Genomic DNA, 18,150 nt, shown 5'->3' with positions numbered 1-18,150 from the left:
TCGACCGAAATAAATGAAAGTTTTTTGTGTTAAAAAGGTTGAATAGTTCGCAACGAGAATGCTCAAAATGTAAAAAAAACGCCGCGATTACTCGTGGCGCTTTTGGTTAGTTTCGTAGGCTTGTTTGGACTACGGATTATTACTTGATAACAACGGGCTGGGTGGCGATAATACCTGCTCCCTTGACGCGGATGATGTACTGACCCTTGGAAAGTTCAGACATGTCAAAGGCGTGGGTGCCTGCCTTCAAAGTTCCGTGATAGAGGGTTGCAATGCGCTTGCCGTTCATACCGAAAACGTCAACGCTAGTTTCGCCGGTTGCGGTTGTGGAAAGCATAACGCGGCTGCCGACAACGGACATCTTGGCGGACTTGGCGACGGGCGCAGCCTTGAGTGCCATAGTGTAGTCTTCGTTGTACACAATCTTAATTTCAGGAATCTGTTCCTCGGTGTTACCGAAACCACGTCCGAAGGCATCGTACTTGTCTTCGTTGAAGTTGAATAGTACCTTGTCTCCTGCGGCAATGTCATCAAATACGACGGTGCCGGTGTAGCCTGCAGCGTAGTTTGCAATCACGATGGCCAAGGTTTTGTTACGGTCCGTAAGTTCAGAAATGTCAAAGGAGCATGTGACCTTCTGGCCGGCAGGGACTTGGCAGCTCTGGGGCTTTGTTTCGGTCCATGTCCAGGCATCGGTGAGCTTCAGGATCAAGTACAAATCTGCGTCGTCTTCACCGTTGTTCTTTGCAGTCCAAGTAAAGGTGGTGGCACCGGAAAGGTCCCAACCGCCCTTGTTCTGGTATTCGATCTGGGCGTTGTCATCGCCATAGGTGACTGCCATCTTGCCATCACCACCGCCAGCTACGATTTCCACATCCTTGATTTTGATGGATGCTTCTGCAGTTGCTGCAAGTTTTGTCATGGCGTCAAGAGCGGGGTCGATGGTATAGCTGTAACCACCAAAATTTGCTTCGGTCTTATCGCCAATGTACTGCCATGCCAAAGCGCCTGCGTAACCGCCTTCGTAAGCCTTCTGGTAAGCTTCGACTGCAGAAATCTGGGTCTTTGCAGCCATGGAGGTTGTATAGGTGTCGCCACTCCAGCCGCTTGCCGGGAATTCACCGATAATCATGGGCTTTGCGTCGTAGCTGTACTTGGTCTGCATCTGGGCTGCAGTATTTACGAACGGAGAAACAGCGTCTCCCTGATAATAGGGGTAGTAGTGGGTCTGGAAAAAGTCCAGGGTACCGTTAGCTTCGCCGCCTTCTGCGATGAGGGCTGCATCGTTCCAGTACTTCTGATACTGAATGTTCACGCTGCCGGTGGAAACCAACAATTCCGGGTTGGTTGTGTGGATTGCTGCGGCCACCTTGTTGGTGAACTTCTGGATCTTGGACAGAGCCATCTTCTTGGCAGTCCAACCACTGCATTCGCTGGTCATGCCTTCGGGTTCGTTGAACACTTCCCAGGTCATGAGGGCATTGTGGTTGCCAATGCCTTTTACCACAGGAATCAATACGTTGTCAATGAAAGCCTTGGTGCCGTCATCTTCGAAAAGGTTCTGGTTGGCGGTGAAATCTAACTTATCATTGTCGTAGATGCCCCACTGGTTGGGCTCCATCAAGTTGTGGCTGAACAAGCACATGGAAACCATGACACCGTATTCTTCGGCGATGTCCAATGCCTTTTTCATGTTGGAGATGGTGCTTGCCTTGAGGCCGCTGACCAAGTGGGTGGTCTGGTCAATTTCCGGGCTCTGACTCATGTTATTGAAGAGCCACCAACGGATTGCATTGCCGCCTGCTGCGCGAGTGCCTTCCACGGCTTTACGCCAGGCATTTTCATCGAGGGGAGAATCTCCAACGTCGGAATTGTAATCGGCCCAAGCCAGGTTGGTGCCGGAGAAGAAAATTTTCTGGCCCTTGTACATAAGGTCTGTGCCGCTTACGGTAAGGCCGGGAGCGGCGAATGCTGCAGAAGCGGAACCGGCAAGAGCTGCGATAAGGGCTGTTTTGGCGAATTTATTCATTGAAGTCTCCTTTTTTACGGCCTTAAATCTATATACTCGTCATGAAAACGGCGATTTTGAAAGGTATTCGTAAACATATTTGTGAGCCAAATCAAAAAAAACGCCGTGATTTCTCACGACGTTTCTTCCCAAACACTAAATCTACCTTAGTGTACCCGAATTTTTGTGTTTTTTAGCGGCGAATCGGCTGAGTTGCAGTGAAACCTGCGCCCTTCACGCGGATGATGTACTGACCCTTGGAAAGTTCAGACATGTCGAAGGCGTGGGTACCTGCAGTGAGCATGCCGCGGAAGAGGGTTGCAACACGCTTGCCGTTCATGCCGAATACTTCGACGCTTGTCATGCCGGGCTTTGCAGCGTTGAACATGATGCTATTGCCGGAGACGCTGAGCTTTGCAGATGCATTTGTTGCGACCTGTGGAATAGCAGCGGAGTTGCCGGTGCCAATGATTTGTGCCTTTACGAAGCTGCCTTCTTCGACGGTAATCTTTGCAACTTTGTTGAAGTCGTTGATTACCACGCCTGCGTCAGTCTTTACATCGTCAAAGAACAACGTTCCAGACCATGCAGCGCCGAAGAATTCAATGTAGAACTTGCTGATGTTCTTCATGAAGTTGGTGTAATCGTCGCCTTCAAGGATTTCCTGGTCCTTAGCGGTGGTGCTCAGGTCAATTTCGCAAGTGGTGACTTCGCCGCCATTGATCCAGCAGCCATCGGGCTGAGCCCATGCCCAATCCGGAGCGCCGGTCAGGAATGCGATGGTGAACCATACGCCAGCGTCATTATTGGAGTTGTCCACTTCCAGGGTAACGACCTTTGCTGTAGAAAGGTCGATTTTACCGGACTTGATCACGATATTGCCCTTGGCTGTATCTGCGGCACTTGCGTTTGCAGTGACCATGAGGTAGCCGTTGGTTGCAGTATCTGCAGGGAAGGTAATGGTGTGGTCCACAGCGGTATCCAGGTCGGCAAGGGCGTAGCCAACTTCACATGCCGCAGCCGGAGCGTTACTGATGGTGTAATTGTCCCAGCCGGGCATATCTTCGAGGGCGTAAACGCAAGGAGATTTCAGGTTTGCTTCCCAGACGGTGTTCTTGGTCTTGCTGACGTACTTACCATCCCAGGATTCGTACCAAGGCATGTTCCAGCTCCAGACAGCACCATCCTTGTACATCAGGGATGCATCGGGAATAGGACCGTTTTCAGAGAGAGCCAGGATCTTGTCGCCGTTGATCTGCTGCATCTTCTTGAAGGCGGCGGAATTGCTCTGGTAGTCGTAAGCGGGGTTGTAGATATCTACGGAGAAAACGTCATAGTATTCTGCGCCCGGATTCCAGGTTGCGTCGTCAAAGATGTCGGTCTGGGCGTTCCAAACCCAGATGAGGTTGTTGACTCCATTAACCTTGACCATGCGATCGTAGACTAGGCGGTAGAGGGCTGCGTATTCAGCACCCTTGTGCATGTCGCTAGCATTGGTAACTGCACTCCACCAGAAGAATGCTCCGCCGGATTCGTGGAGCGGGCGGAATATTGCGGCAACACCCTTTTCCTGGAGCTGCTTGAAGTAGACTGCGATTTCGTCGATATCTTCTACAATCTGTTTATAGGTTTCGGATGTTTCGTCCCATTCGGTGGTGCCGGCCTTGAAGCCCTTGGTGTAATCAAAGTTGGTGAATTCCTTGGGGTTGCCTGCCTTGGTATAGAAGGCGTCAATAGTGTGGCTAGGATCCTTCCAGTGCCAGGAGAAAGCGGGAATGCCGCCGTTTGCCCAAAGGTCTGCGGCTGCGTCGATAGCTGTCTGCGTGTAGCTCTGGTACCAGGAATCGCTGGCCTTTATGCCGTTGGCGAACAGGAAGTCAAAACCCACCAGCGCAGGATACTTGCCTGCTGCGTCATAGACTGCCTGGACGTCGAACATGGACTTTACCTTATCGGAGTCCACATCGCCGGTCTGGACGCCGGAAATAGTGTGGTTGCCGAAGTTCGTTGCCAGAAAGTTGTAAAGCTTTTTGGCGGCATCGGTTGCATTGGGGTTAACCGGAGCATAGCTGATTGCGGCCTGGGAGGCTGCTGCAGTTGCAAGGCCGAAGGCCAAGAGAGTCTTGAGATTCATAAACACTCCATAAAAATGAAATTTACTGCATTTAAATTATACTCGTTGAAGTCTTTTAGCTTGGTTTATTATAGTCCGGGTTGTAATAACGTTGAAAAAAACTCAACGTGTGTAGAAAAAGAAAAGTGGCGATTTCTTTCGAAAATCGCCATTTTTTTTGCAAAGGTGTTGAAAATTTTAATTACTTCGTCTCTACCTTGAATCCGAACTTGAACGTTCTGGTTTCGCCAGGGGGAATCACGATGAGGCCACGATGGTGGTTCAGGGCGTCCGGTTCCGAAGTCATGGGCTCGATGGCTATGCTCATGCGGTCAGGGGGCGTGTAAATCTGGATGGCGTTGTACTGCTCGTTGCCGGTGCGCTGCCAAATGTCCAGGGTGCCGAAGTTACCCTTCAAGGAGACGGTGGCGATCTTTTCGTCTGACAGGGCTGCCTTGGAGAATTCGTCGCCCAGACAGAAACAGTCGTTGATGAATTCGTCGCCAATTATACGGCCGCCTACGAAGCGTGTGTCGTCCTTGAAGTTGCCTGTGGGCAAGTCGGCGCTGTCGAGGAGTGCCAGGTCGCTCTTGGGCAGTTCCATGGTGAGGCCGTCGATTTTTTCGCCCAGCATAAAGTAGGGGTGCCATCCTTCGGAATAGGGGAGGCTTTTGTTGCCAACGTTCTTGACAGATGCTTCAATGGTAACGGTTTCACCGGTGAATGTTACTTTGTTTGTGGCGCGGTAGGGGAAGGGGAAACCTGCGAAGGCGCCCGGCCAGTCACAGCTGAACATGGCTACAGCCTTTTCGCTGTCACTTTCAAAGCTTTCGAATTGCCATTCCTTATTGGTCAAGAAGCCGTGGAGGGCGTGGGGAGCCCAGCTCACGTTATTCACCAGCTGGTAGGTTTCGCCGTTCCAGGTGAACTTTGCGTAAGCGGTACGACCCGGGAAGGGGCTGAGTCTGCAACCGGCGTTGGTGTCGGGAGCAATCTGGTGCAGGGTGGAACCGTCGCGGTAGCCAAAGAGCAGGTCCAGAAGTTCGCCGTTCTTCTTGCTTGCGGGAACGCGCCATGCGTTAAGTCCACCGCCGAAGCCGCTGAGAATTTCGAATTCAGCGCCGTCGTCGCGCTGCAGAACATAACATTGAACGGTGCCCAGGGGGCGTGTAATAAGCTTGAAAGTACTCATAGGCCTAAAGATAGTTAAAGATTAAAAAAAAGAAAAAATGGATTTTCTATCTTTATTGTTATGGAATGCAAGGCTAAAGAAATCCCTTTTGAGAACCAGACTATTGTGGCTCCCATGACTCCTGCCGGGGTCAGTGCCGTGGCTGCAATCCGTGTCAGCGGTTCCAAGGTCCGAGACGTGGTAGCTTACCTCTTTGGAGAAAAGGCCCGTGAAAACTTGACTCCGAGAATGGCCAAGTTGGGAAATGCTTGCGATATCGATTCCTTGCTTTATCTCTTTTTTGAAGGTCCCAATTCCTATACCGGCGAAGATACCCTGGAACTTTATCCCCACGGAAATCCGCTGATTGTCCGCAACCTTTTGCAGGCTATTCGCGAAGTTGAAGGTGTCCGTTTGGCAGAACCGGGTGAATATACCCGCCGTGCTTTCTTGAACGGAAAAATGGACCTGGTTCAGGCTGAATCTGTGGCTGACGTTATCCACAGTGCCAATGCCTCAGAACTTAAAAACGCTCGCCGTTTGCTGGGTGGCGCTCTTTCCAAAAAAGTGGCTGCGCTAACTGAACAGGTGAAGGATATTTCTGCCCGCCTTGAACTGGACGTGGATTTTGCCGAAGAAGAAGCGGATCCGGATTACGCTGGCTGGGAAACCCGTTTTGTGAAAATCCGTCAGTCGGTGCAGGACATTTTGAATAGCTTCCGCGGTAAGGCTGAAGTAGGCCGCTTGCCTCTGGTGGTTTTATACGGCGCCCCTAATGCGGGCAAGTCCAGCTTGGTAAATGCCCTGCTTGGCGAAGACCGCATTCTCGTCAGTGACATTGCCGGTACTACCCGCGACTTCGTGGAAGTCCGTCTTTTCTTGAAGGGTGGAGAAATCCGCCTGGTGGATACGGCAGGCTTGGCTCAGAAGGCTGCCGACGCTTTGGATGCCTTGAGTATGGAAAAGAGCCGCCAGATTCTCGAAGAAGCTGACCTGAAAATTCTGCTGGTGGATCCGCAGAATGATGTCCTGTGTCATTGCGAGGAGCAAGGCGACGTGGCAATCCAGGGCTGTTCTGACCTGAATTCTATTAAGGCTGATTTCGTCCTTTACACAAAGCAGGATTTGGTAGACGGCCCCTCTGGCGAGAACGTGATGCGTGTCTCCTCCAAGACAGGCTTTGGCCTGGACGTTCTGACCGCCGCTATGAACGAGCGCCTCTTTAAGGATCTTGAAAATCAGGAAGACTTGTGGATTACGAGCGAACGTGAAAAAGCCTGCCTTGAGGATGCCCTCGCAGGAATTGACCGCGTCCTTGCGCAGCTGCGCTCCAATCCCGCAGTAGAACTGCTGGCCTTTGAAATGCAAGTCGTTCGCCGCGCCCTCCAGAGCATCACCGGCGAAATCTCATCCGAAGACGTTTTACAATCCATCTTTGCGGGGTTCTGCATTGGGAAATAGCTATATCGGCGCCTTGCTCGCCATCGTCATTTTCGGCTCCTACATGGTGCCCCTGAAAAAGTGGTCCTCCTATTCTTCCTGGTCCTTCCTTTCCATGATGACCACGGGTGCGCTTCTTTGCTCTCTGGTGATCGCCTTTGTGACGGGAACCTTCAACCTGAATCCCATCGGACTGCTCTGCGGTGTCCTGTGGGTGGCAGGTGGCGCCTTCAGTTTCTGGGCGGTACAGGCCGAGGCAGACCTGGCTGGCGCTGGCGTTCGTGCCATGGGCGTGAGCATTCTATCGTCATTCCTGACGGGGGTTTTGCTCTTTGGGGAAACCTCCGATTTCAAGTTTTCCATCCCGGCGATTATCTGCTTCCTGGTGGGCTTGTCCCGCTTGACTCCGTCTACCGGCGGTTCCGTATTTAAAAACTGGCGCTCTTTCCTGGGCGGCTTTGTCTTTGGTACCTACCTCATTCCCTTTAAGATTGCCACAGCCAATGGCCTTCAACTTACGGACTTGGAATTCATGTGCCCGGCGTCCATCGGCATCTTTGTGGGGAGCCAGGTTCTTGTGGGAATCCTTACGCTGAAGCGCAAGAAGTCCTTTGGCTACCCTCTGGTCCCCAGCGTTATTTGCGTGGGTACCGGCGCCCTTTGGGTGTTCGGCATGCACGGCTGCTTCTGGGCAATCGCTCCCATTGCTGCAGGTGGTGCCCTGGGATATGCTGTCGGTTACCCTCTCACTCAGCTAAATTTGCTGGTGAACCTCTGCTGGGGTGTGGTTGTATTTGGTGAGTACAAGACCGCCAAGGAACGAATCAAGTTGCTTTTGGCCACCTTCATTATCCTTGCCGGTGCAGTTCTGCTGACTCTTTCCAAAGGTTAACTTTGACTAGCGTCATTCTGGAGGGCCGGAGGCCCGATAGAATCCATGACGAAAAAGGCCGCCTTCGGGGCGGTCTTTTTTTGTGAAATTTTCTTCCGGCGATTGAATCGGGCGTTTTTTACTTCACGGCGATCTTCTTGGTCAGACCATCAGACTTCACCATGTACACACCACTCTTCAATGCAGAAAGATCCATAGCGGCCTGTTTTCCGGAAATTGCCTGGCTCATAATCTTTCGTCCATTCAAGTCCATTAATTGTACCGTTGCGGAGTTTGTATTCTGCAATGTCACGTTCAGGATTCTGCCATGGAGCTTAACATCAAATTTTGTTATTGCGCTAGAATTCGGAATGGCGCTTACAGGAGCTTTCTGGCCAACGGTGATTTCGTCGTAACGTGCAGCGAGAGCCATTAAATACCAGGTGCTGTGGGGAAGCCACTGTTCAATCCAACGCCAGTTGTTCCAAGGTTCTTCGGATTTTCCGATGGCAGCCACGTCATCCCAGACAATGCCGCTGCCGTCTTCCTTGAGGCCGCTAATGCCGTTGGCGATGCCCCCTTCCAGGGTAGCGTCGTAATTAGATGTTCCGTCGTAAATCGCAGGATTCTTGTTTCCCTTGCCGTACATCATGCAAACGCCATAGGGGTTCTTTCCGAGAATCCAGTCTAGCTGGTCGGTGGCGTATTTTTCAACGTCATTTTTTATTTCACTGTCAGCTAATTCCCCAAGGAGTTTCTGGGCGTAGATTGCTGCTGCGGAAAGGCTTGCGATACGGGCGTCTTCGCCCTGCCACCAGTAGTTGCTTTCGTTGTCGTGAGGAATAAAGAAAGTATTCTTGATTGCACCTTGAGTCTTTGCAGTTTGTCGTGCGTAACCAAAAGGATTGTCAATCTCGTTGGTAACAGAAACGAGCCATTTCAAATGTTTTTTTATGGCATTTACTGCGTAATCAAGCATGATGTTGCGACAAGAGCAACCCATGCAATCGGGACAATCGTTCCTTCCTTCCTTGTCTTCTACTTCTGCGAAATTGACGAGAGCGACTAGGGGGAGCCCTGCGTCGCTAGCGTGCCAGAAGGGGCGAGTCTTTGCGTCGTCGCTCCAGAAATAACCTTCTTCGCTGAGTCGGCTAATCAGTTGGTCTGCCCTTGATTCTGCTTCGTAGAGGTATTTGCTTTCGTTGGTAGCCTTGTACAATTCCGTTGCGGCAAGCAAGGCGGTGTAATCGTCAATGATGTTTTCCTTGCCGTCATCGCAGTATTCGCAGTTGCCGTCAATGGATTGCTTTGCCTGCAAATGATCAAAACCCTTGATTGCGGCAGCCAAGTATTGTTCGCTGGTGTAGTCGCCGTTCTTCTTCAGAGTCGATGCGCGAGCGAGAGCGGCAATGGCCATGCCGCCGCCTTCACGAAATGCGGTCTTGTAGTCTGCACTCTTGACGCCGTCGCTTCCGCTGAATGCGCAAAGATAGCGGCTTCCTGCTCCCCAGTTGTCGAATACCGTCATGTAGAAGAACCCATCTTCGTCCTGCATGCGAACCAGGAAGTCTGCGCCGTAAATAGCTTCGTCAATGGCGGTAACTGTGGAGGGGTTTGCAGTCAAGGTGCTGGGCATCTTTTCTGCAGCAAAAGCTAGGGCCCAGACGGTCAATGGAATCTGTTGAGGATTCAAGTAGTTGGCGTAGGACAGATGGCTGAAATATTTACTCACGTCACCGCTTGCGTCATACCAGCCGCCGTGAACGTCGCGGGTAACGCCGCTGCTGCCGTAGACGGAAACCTTCTTGTCCCAACCGATGATGGGATCCTTGTCGGCGCGGTCCTTGTAGAAATAGTCCATCACGGATTTCAAGGTGTTTGCCGCCAAAGCGTTTTCGGCTACGACGACTTTTTCCAGGGAGGAACCGTCGGAAAGCTTGATGGTGTATGTTCCGGGGGTTGTCACTTCGGAAAAATCTGCGGTGTAGAATACATCGCTTCCGCTGATCCAGTTATCGGGATTTGTACCCTTGCTCAATTTGCCGGAGTAGACTGCGGATCCGTCTGATTCTACGGTAAATGCGGCTCCGTCAAGGCCTGCAGCAGCCTTGACTACTACGGATTTGGGTTGAGTGGCGTCGTAGCCAACCTGGTTGTGGAAAAAGGTGGCTGCATGGGCTAAACCAAAAGTTGCCAGGGCGGTAAAAGTGCTTAATGAAAAAATCTTTGTTCTCATGCCATAAATTTAAATAACCCTCGGTGAAAAGCGAGAAAAATGACGTTAGAAGTGGTTCGCAAGGCGAACGGGTGTGCGGAAATGAATTGGCTTTATATACGCAATATTTGCGTTAAAATATTTACGTGACATGAGGATGTATTGCTAAAAAGGCTTCTTGCGGTTTATTGTTTATGCTGCAAAAATCGTCCCTGCGCTTTGTAACAGGTTGAATATCAACGATAAATAGGGAAAATTTTTATAAACAACGCGATAAATGCGTTGAATGTGAATAAATTTTCATTGGTAACTCTCTATACTCTTGACTTGCGTCAATGTTTAATCTACCTTTGCCCCCATAAAACAAAAACCTAAACCCTAACTAAAAGGATGTTGTGAAAAAAGGTTACGTTTTTGGAAAAACTCGTAATTCGTAACTCATAATTCATAACTGCGAAGCATATGTACTACGAAAGCATTAAGGTTCTCGACTGCACCATCCGTGACGGTGGTCTCGTCAACAAGCACGACTTCTCCCTGGAATTCGTCCGTCGTCTTTACACCCTCCTCTCCGCCGCTGGCGTTGACTATATGGAAATGGGTTACAAGAACTCTCCGGAACTTTTCGACCCCAAGGAATACGGTCCGTGGAAGTTCTGTGAAGACGATCTCCTGTGGAAGGTGAAGGACGGTATCGAATCCAACATGAAGATGGCTGTGATGGCTGACGTGGGCCGCGTGAACATGGACGCTGTGAAGCCTGCTTCCGAAAGCCCGTACCAGATGTTCCGCGTTGCTTCTTACGTGAAGAACATCGACAAGGGTATCGAAATGGTGAATGCCTTCAACGAAATGGGCTACGAAACCACTTTGAACATCATGGCTGTTAGCCGTGACCGCGGTCCGGAACTGGATGAAGCCCTGCACCAGGTCAACGAAGAATGCAAGGCCGATGTGCTTTACCTCGTGGACTCCTTCGGCGCCTTCTACCAGGAAGACATCGATAAGGAAATCAACCGTTACAAGGGCATCGTAAAGAACAAACGTTTCGGTTTCCATGGCCACAACAACCAGCAGCTGGCTTTCTCCAACACCATCCAGGCTATCATCAACCACGTTGACTTCCTCGACGGTTCTGTCTCCGGTATGGGCCGTGGTGCTGGCAACTGCACCACCGAACTCCTCCTCGGCTTCCTCAAGAATCCGAAGTACGATATCCGCCCGGTCCTCGACGCTTACCAGGAATTGTTCCTTCCGCTCCAGGCCAAGTACGAATGGGGCTACATCATTCCTCAGATGATCACCGGTATGCTCAACCGTCATCCGCAGGACGCTATCGCCGTCCGCAAGACCGAAGAAAAGGATGACTACCGCAAGTTCTATAATCATATGATGAATGATTAAGAGGCGAATCCTGCGCAGAAATGCTCGCATTTCTGCATAGGTGAGCCGAAGAATCGAGCGCTAGTTATGAAATAACTAGCGCCATGATTAGCGCTACGATTAAGAGCCGAGTCCCTTCCAGGTCTCGGTTCTTTTTTTTCACCCAAAACATTTGTCTGCAATTCAAAAAAAGACCCCCGCGTTCGCGGAGGTCTTCTTTCCCCTTTTTAAACCAAACAAAACGGGGAATGGAGTAGTGTCGTTTTTCCTGATTACGGCATGGTGAAAGACTTCAGGAACGGCCAACCGACCTTGCCATCGCCCTGTTCGTGGCCGCCACCCTGCTTGGTGCAGAGCACAACCTTGGTGCCGCCTTGGCAGTTAGAGTATTCCTGGCAACCGTTGGAGTTGGTGGTGGGAGAACCGGTGCAACCGTTCTTTTCTGCCCAGAACTTGAAGTTGCCTTCAGCGCCCAGGAAGTTCAAACCGTCGTTAAAGCCGCTGTCGCCACCCTGGTAACGGCAGACGTTGTCGTTGGTGCCGCGGAACATGATGATGGAAATGGGACGTTCCGGATTACAGGTTGCGCTGTTGGTCTTGTTCAAGTCCATTGCTGCGGGGGCCACAGCTGCGTAGATGTCGGACATGTAGCAGGCAACGTGGTTGCTCATGCCGCCGCCCATGGAGAAGCCGGTTGCATAAACGCGCTTGGTGTCGATGCAGACCTTTTCTTCCACAGCCTTGATCATTTCACGAGAGAACTTCACGTCGTCATCGTTGGAGCAGCAAGGACCGACATTCCAACCGGCGCCCATCATGGACTTTCCGCCGGTGCCGTCCGGATACAGGGAAATAACGCCTTCCTGGTCGGTCAAGCTCTTATAGGTGGTGCCGCTGAGCTGACCCTGGCCGGAACCTCCGATGGGGTGGTAGTCTACAACCAGAGGCACAGCCTTGTCGCCCTTGTAGGAACTGGGCACGTGCATAATGTAGGTACGAGCCTTGCCGTCGACATTCACGGACATCTTGTGGTCACCTGCCTGGTAAGTTTTGCCTACGCAGCTGACGAATTCTTCAACCTTGCTGGAACTGCTTGCAATCGGCGTTGTGGAAGAACTTGAGACGACGACTGGTATGGTACTGGAACTGGAAGGGGGAAGGGCGCTTGCCTTTTTCATGACAATGCTTACGCCAGTTTCAACTTCAGCCGACATGGTGTAAACGGTCTGCTGGTAACCATCCAAAGCGAACATCAAAGTTGCCATAGGATCGCCGGCCTTCATCAGGGCGCCGCGGGAGAGGATGTAGTTTTCGTTAGCGCTGTTGCTGGAAATCTTCAAAATCATCAATTTCTGGTCGGCAACTTTCTTCAAGTCGATGGATGCGGTGGAGGAATTGAATTCCTTCTGCATCTGAACCTTTCCAAGAGCGTCCATGAGGGAAACCTTAAAGGAGTTTCCGCTGGGATTTGCGATGTTCAGCATAAAACCGTCTCTCTTGACGGAGAGTTTGCCCTGGGCGGCAACGCCAGCGATAGACATATCGTCGCCATTGCTGAGCATAAACTTGCCTTGGGTGTCGGTTTTTGTGGAAATTCCTGCGTAGTTAAAGGAATTGATGTCCACGTTTGCCAGGGGCTTGCCACTTGCGTTTGTGACAACGCCGTCGATGGTCCATGCGGATGCGATCACTGCTGTAGCAAGGATGCCGCCGAAAATTGATTTCAAAGTCATACTACCTCCGTTTGACTTTTTTTGTTTTTGTTGCTTTTTGCAAGCAACATCATTCAAACACCTGGGCAAAATATAAGTACAGTGTGTAAAAATTCCTTGTAAAAATTTATTAAATAGCTTTAAATTGTGTAAAAACGTTTAAATTATGTGTAAAAATTATCTGTTTTCTCGGCAGAATACTGCGTCGATCGAGATGTTTTGAGAAAAACAAAAAAGGATATGTTTATTCCTTTTTAGAAAAAAAACACCCGCGAATGCGGGTGCGTTAACTATAAATCCTGGGATTTCCCTGAATCAGCCTTTGATGCGGCTTTAGCGTTTCTTTTTCTTTCCCGGAGGGCCCGGCATGAAGGGGCTGCTGGCTTCGCCCTTTTCGGCCTTTTTCGCTTCGGGAGTTGTCTGGCCTACGACCACGGTTTCACCGATGCTGAGACCTTCGATAATTTCAACGTTGACGCCGTCGTTGATGCCGATTTTCACGCGGCGGGGTGCGACCTTTCCGCCCACATCGATCCAGACATGATCGCCTTTCAGCTTAGGCGGGCGTCCCTTCTTCGGACCCTTGCCGCCAAAACTGCCGGGGCCGCCAAAGCCCGGACCTCCCGGAGGAGGGCCGCCTGCGCCCATGTCAGGAGGCGGAGGAGGCATTTCACCTTCCTTGAATCCCGGCGGAGGACCAAAACTTTCGGGGCGAGGCATGCTTCTGGGGTCTGCCATGGGAGTATTTTCGTCGGGGGTGAACTTCAATGCTTTCACGGGAACGGTAATGGCGTCGGTAACTTCCTTGGTAACGATGGTGCAGGTTGCTGTCATACCCGGAAGCAGCTTCTGGTCCGGGTTGTCTGCAGTAATCACCACGGTGTAGGTCACCACGTTGGAAGTGGTGGTGGGGTTCAAGCGAACTTCCTGGACCTTGCCACTGAACTTGTCGTTGGGGTAGGCGTCCACGGTGAATTCAACTTTCTGGTCGGCCTTGACCTGGCCGATGTCTGCTTCGTCTACGGAAGCCATGACCTTCATTTGGGAAAGGTCCTTGGCGATGATGAACAAGGTGGGGGTGCTCATGGAGGCTGCCACCGTCTGGCCAACATCGACAGCGCGTTTCAGCACAACGCCGTTAATGGGACTCTTGATGGTTGCGTAACTCAGATTCAGCTTTGCCTGGGATACCTCGTTCTTGCTGCGGTCCATGGAAAGCTTGGCGGCGTTCATGTTGTATTCGGCGGTTTCCAGTTCTACGGCGCTGGCGCTATGGGATTCAGCCAACTTCTTGACGCGTTCGTAGGTGGATTTCTTGAAATTATAGTCGTTTTCAGCGGATTTGTAGGCGATTTGAACCTGGTCCAGGGTTGCCTTCAGTTTGGATTTGTCCAGCTCGGCTATGACTTGGCCCTTTTTGACCTTGGAATTGAAATCGACGTAGATTTTGCTGATGTCGCCTGAAACCTGGGTGCCGATTTCCACCTGGTCGACGGGTTCCAGGGAGCCTGTGGCGGAAATGGTGGTGGAAATATCGCCCTGAACCACGGCAGCTGTAACTAGGGTAACTTCCTTAGGTTGGCCATTCTTGTCAAAAATAAAGAACTTTACAGCGAACGCTGCGGCGCCTAAAATGGCGAAAACAAGCAGAATTTTCAAGAATTTCTTCATAAGACAGGCCAAAAATAGAATGTTTGGGTCAAATTACGTTTGTTTTGATGCATATAATGGGCTCTTGGTTGCATATAAAATGAAAAATTTATTTGCCCCTTACAAGACCCTTGTGGATTATGTAGATTTACGGCTATGACTCGAATCGCCAAGCAAGATGATAGTTCCGAAGTCCGCCATGTTACCTGGGTGGGGCTCATTTGGAACGTTGCCTTGTCTGTGGGCAAGTTTTTTGCCGGTTTCTTTGGTGGTTCTCAGGCTTTGATTGCCGACGCTATCCATAGTGCTTCCGATTTTTTGACGGATATTGCTGTTATCGCCGGTTCCAAGTTGTGGAACTGCCCTCCAGATGCAAATCATCCTTATGGCCATCGCCGTTTTGAAACTCTAATTTCCGTGGGAATTGGAATCGCCGTTTGTGTGGTAGGTGTTGGACTCGGCTACAATGCCATCCAGGCGCTGCTCGCAGGTGAAGAGGCTGCTACACGTCCGGAATGGATTGCTGCGGTGATGGCGGCGCTTTCTATCGCCATCAAGGAAGGCCTTTTCCGCTACACAGCTCGGGAAGGCCGAAAGATCCGCAGCCAGGCGCTGGTGGCCAATGCTTGGCACCATCGTAGTGACGCCTATAGTTCCATCCCTGTTTTGATTGCAGTTGTCATTGGAATTGTTCTGCCGGACCTCTGGTTTGCAGACTCTGTGGGTGCCGTAATCGTAGCTTGCTTCATTCTTCATTCCGGTTATGAAATTGCTTGGCCGGGAATTCATCAAGTGGCTGACGAAGGAGCTTCCGAAGAAGTTGCCCGTAAGCTTCGTGAAATTGCAGAAGCCACTCCCGGGGTAATTAGCATTCATGGTTTCCGCACTCGCTTTGTTGGTAGTGACCTTCATGTGGACTTGCACATTGTGGTCGCAGCCGACATGACTCTCCTTGCCGCTCACGACTTGTCCGAAGAAGTGGAACGCCGTATTCTGGAAGCGGGCGAGAATGTAGTAGATGCCATGGTCCATGTGGACCCCTATGACCCTGCCAAGGTGAAATAAAATATGATTATCGAAGAAACATACAAACTCAGCAATAAGGTCCGTATTCCCAAGATTGCTCTGGGAACATGGCAAACTCCCAACGAAGTCGCTCCCGAAGCGGTTTCTGCTGCAATTGAAATGGGCTACCGCCATATCGATACTGCTGCTGTCTATGGAAACGAAGAAGGCGTGGGTGCCGGCATTAAGGCTGGCCTCGAAAAAGCCGGAATCCATAGAGAGAGTTTGTTTGTAACAACGAAAATTCCTGCCGAAGTCAAGAGCTACAAGGGCGCTGAACAGAGCATTCAAGATAGTTTCAAACGACTGGATACGCCCCATATCGATATGATGCTGATTCACTGGCCAAAGCCTTGGATCGAAATGAAGGATCCCAATGCTCCCAGTTACTTCGCAGAAAATCTTGAAGTTTGGAAGGCGATGGAAGCTGCCTACGACTGGGGCAAAATTCGTTGCCTCGGCGTTTCCAATTTCAGCATTGACGATATCAAGAACATTCAGGATAACGCAAATGTCATGCCTGTGGTGAACCAGATTCGTGTGCATATCGGTCATGTTCCTATGGAATTGATTGAATTTTGCCATTCCAATGGAATTCGTGTAGAAGCTTATTCGCCCAATGCAACGGGGCGCCTTGCTAATGTCCCCGCTGTTGTTGAAATGGCAAAGAAGTACGGTGTGTCAGTGCCTCAGTTAGCAAACCGTTTCTGCCTGCAGTTGAACTTGATTACACTTCCGAAATCAACCCATGCGGAATATATTCGTCAAAATATGGATCTTGATTTTGAAATCAGCGCCGACGACATGACGGAATTGCTGAACTTGCCTGAGATTTAATTTTAGTGCGATTCGGAATTATTTGCGGGACTGTTCATAAATTGAACGTCCCGCTTTTGCTACATTGTGAATATGAAGTTTTCGAATAAAATCTTTGCCCGAGCCCTAATGGCTGGCGTTGTGCTTTCTGCCTTTGCAACTTCCGCTTTTGCTGAAGTGAATTTGAAGGTTCATAAGGAAGTTTTGGATAATGGCCTCACTGTGCTTTTGCATCCCAATACCCAAGCTCCTACGGTAAGCTGCCGCTTGTTCTATGTGACAGGCTCTGTTCATGAAGTTCCGGGTAAGTCTGGTCTTGCCCACATGTTGGAACACGAACTGTTCAAGGGAACCAAAAAAGTTGGCATTACCGATAGCATTGCCGATGCAAAGTTCATGGCGACCCAGGATAGCTTGCAGGCATTGATTCGTCCGGCAAAAATTGCTGGCGACACCGCTACCGTACGCAAGTTGACTGCAGAACACGATTCTGTCCTGAATGAACACCGTAAGATTTTTGTGAAGGACGAATTGTGGAGTGCCTACCAGGCTGCTGGCGGTACCGGCCTCAACGCTTTCACCACTGACTTGATGACGGCATACATCGTTACTCTTCCCAAGAACAAGATTGAATTGTTCATGTGGTTGGAAGCCGACCGTATGCAGAATGCCGTACTTCGCGAATTTTATTCTGAACGAGACGTGGTTCGAGAAGAACGCCGCATGCGTTATGACGACAAGCCTACGGGCCGTTATTACGAGACTTTGAATTCCTTGATTTACGAGGCTTTCCCGTATCGTGTGCCCACCATCGGCTGGCCCAGCGATATTGCAAACTTGACTCGCGAAATGGCCGATGAGCATTATCGCAAGTACTATAAGCCCCGCAATGCCATTCTCGTTTTGGCAGGTGACTTGGATACTACGGCCACCATGGAAATGGTGAAGAAGTATTTCGCTAAAATTCCTACTGGCGAAGCTTTTTCTCCCATCACCGTTCGCGATCCGGAACAGGCTGGCGAAAAGCGCTTGACTGTAAAGCGCCCAGATGCTCCAAACCTGTTTACCTTGGTTTTCAAGACTCCTGAAGTGGGTGACTCTACTTTGTATGCTCTTGATATTGCCGAGGGTGTTTTGAATGGCCGTACCGGACGACTCTATAAGCGCCTTGTGGAAGAAGAAAAACTTGCTGTAGGAGCAAGCGCAAGTAATAGTCCCAACAAGTATATTTCTGAATTCGCAGTTCGCGTCAATATGCGCCCCAATGCCGATGTGGAAAAGGTTGAAAAAATCGTTTGGGAAGAACTTGAAAAACTGAAGACAGAAACCATTAGCGAACGTGAATTCCAGAAAGTGAAGAACCGCGCCTATGCTGGCCTGATCCGTAGCCTTACGGATATGGAAAACGTAGCTACCATGCTTGCCTGGTACGAAATGTACGGTGACTACAAGATTTTCTTGCAGTGGGCAGATCAGCTGGACAAGGTGAAGGTTTCCGATGTTCAGGCGGTTTCCCAGAAGACTTTTGTCCGCGACCAAAGCGTTGCAGGATTCTTGCTGAAGGATCCGACTGCTGCTAAAGAAAAGAAGTAGTAGGAACGCCGCACGACGTAACGCCATTGAAAAAAGAAAACGCCTCTTTTTAAGAGGCGTTTTTTTGTATAACTGAAAACTACCGGCTAGGCCGGTAGTTCCGTAAAAGCCTT

At 50.4% G+C, this 18,150-nt stretch carries 12 protein-coding genes; 6 read left to right on the top strand and 6 right to left on the bottom strand.

Annotated features, from left to right (window positions below; all coding sequences use genetic code 11):
- Positions 1–139: 139 nt before the first annotated feature.
- The 3 genes from MJZ25_11185 to MJZ25_11175 all read right to left on the bottom strand — a co-directional run bounded on the left by MJZ25_11185 (position 140) and on the right by MJZ25_11175 (position 5,313).
- Positions 140–2,029 (bottom strand): cellulase family glycosylhydrolase, encoded by a 1,890-nt coding sequence (locus MJZ25_11185; protein MCQ2124738.1) that lies wholly within the window; start codon positions 2,027–2,029, stop codon positions 140–142.
- 172 nt (positions 2,030–2,201) lie between these two features.
- On the bottom strand, positions 2,202–4,142 hold the full coding sequence (locus MJZ25_11180; protein ID MCQ2124737.1) for a beta-mannosidase: 1,941 nt from the start codon (positions 4,140–4,142) through the stop codon (positions 2,202–2,204).
- A 181-nt stretch (positions 4,143–4,323) separates the two neighbouring features.
- Complete coding sequence (locus MJZ25_11175; GenBank protein ID MCQ2124736.1) at positions 4,324–5,313, bottom strand: aldose 1-epimerase; 990 nt, start codon at positions 5,311–5,313, stop codon at positions 4,324–4,326.
- Between the two features lie 60 nt (positions 5,314–5,373).
- Between MJZ25_11175 and mnmE the strand changes: the two genes are divergently transcribed.
- Together mnmE and MJZ25_11165 are read left to right on the top strand one after the other, a co-directional pair.
- Complete coding sequence (mnmE, locus tag MJZ25_11170; protein ID MCQ2124735.1) at positions 5,374–6,753, top strand: tRNA uridine-5-carboxymethylaminomethyl(34) synthesis GTPase MnmE; 1,380 nt, start codon at positions 5,374–5,376, stop codon at positions 6,751–6,753.
- The gene (locus tag MJZ25_11165) at positions 6,743–7,624 is read left to right on the top strand and encodes a GRP family sugar transporter (protein ID MCQ2124734.1); all 882 of its coding nucleotides are present in this window, start codon (positions 6,743–6,745) and stop codon (positions 7,622–7,624) included. Before mnmE ends, MJZ25_11165 begins: the two co-directional genes overlap by 11 nt.
- A 118-nt stretch (positions 7,625–7,742) precedes the next feature.
- On the opposite strand, the gene MJZ25_11160 is transcribed toward MJZ25_11165, so the two are convergent.
- Positions 7,743–9,839: a glycoside hydrolase family 9 protein gene (locus MJZ25_11160; protein MCQ2124733.1), complete on the bottom strand. Its 2,097-nt coding sequence runs from the start codon at positions 9,837–9,839 to the stop codon at positions 7,743–7,745.
- 441 nt (positions 9,840–10,280) lie between these two features.
- Here MJZ25_11160 and MJZ25_11155 point away from each other — a divergent pair, with 441 nt between their 5' ends.
- A complete protein-coding gene (locus tag MJZ25_11155; GenBank protein ID MCQ2124732.1) occupies positions 10,281–11,222 on the top strand; it encodes an aldolase catalytic domain-containing protein in 942 nt (313 codons plus the stop codon).
- A 251-nt stretch (positions 11,223–11,473) separates the two neighbouring features.
- Here MJZ25_11155 and MJZ25_11150 read toward each other — a convergent pair whose 3' ends face one another.
- Both MJZ25_11150 and MJZ25_11145 read right to left on the bottom strand, forming a co-directional pair.
- Positions 11,474–12,934: a feruloyl esterase gene (locus MJZ25_11150; protein MCQ2124731.1), complete on the bottom strand. Its 1,461-nt coding sequence runs from the start codon at positions 12,932–12,934 to the stop codon at positions 11,474–11,476.
- 312 nt (positions 12,935–13,246) lie between these two features.
- Positions 13,247–14,584 carry an efflux RND transporter periplasmic adaptor subunit gene (locus tag MJZ25_11145; GenBank protein ID MCQ2124730.1) on the bottom strand — a complete coding sequence of 446 codons (1,338 nt, stop codon included), beginning with the start codon at positions 14,582–14,584 and terminating at the stop codon, positions 13,247–13,249.
- Positions 14,585–14,719: 135 nt separating this feature from the next.
- Between MJZ25_11145 and MJZ25_11140 the strand changes: the two genes are divergently transcribed.
- The 3 genes from MJZ25_11140 to MJZ25_11130 all read left to right on the top strand — a co-directional run bounded on the left by MJZ25_11140 (position 14,720) and on the right by MJZ25_11130 (position 18,037).
- Positions 14,720–15,628: a cation diffusion facilitator family transporter gene (locus tag MJZ25_11140; protein ID MCQ2124729.1), complete on the top strand. Its 909-nt coding sequence runs from the start codon at positions 14,720–14,722 to the stop codon at positions 15,626–15,628.
- Between the two features lie 3 nt (positions 15,629–15,631).
- Positions 15,632–16,465, top strand: a complete 834-nt coding sequence (locus MJZ25_11135; GenBank protein MCQ2124728.1) for an aldo/keto reductase — start codon at positions 15,632–15,634, stop codon at positions 16,463–16,465.
- A gap of 72 nt (positions 16,466–16,537) precedes the next feature.
- On the top strand, positions 16,538–18,037 hold the full coding sequence (locus tag MJZ25_11130; protein MCQ2124727.1) for an insulinase family protein: 1,500 nt from the start codon (positions 16,538–16,540) through the stop codon (positions 18,035–18,037).
- Positions 18,038–18,150: the final 113 nt, after the last annotated feature.

This window comes from Fibrobacter sp., from assembly GCA_024399065.1.
Classification (GTDB): Bacteria; Fibrobacterota; Fibrobacteria; order Fibrobacterales; family Fibrobacteraceae; genus Fibrobacter.
This window is presented reverse-complemented; position numbering and strand designations above follow the sequence as displayed.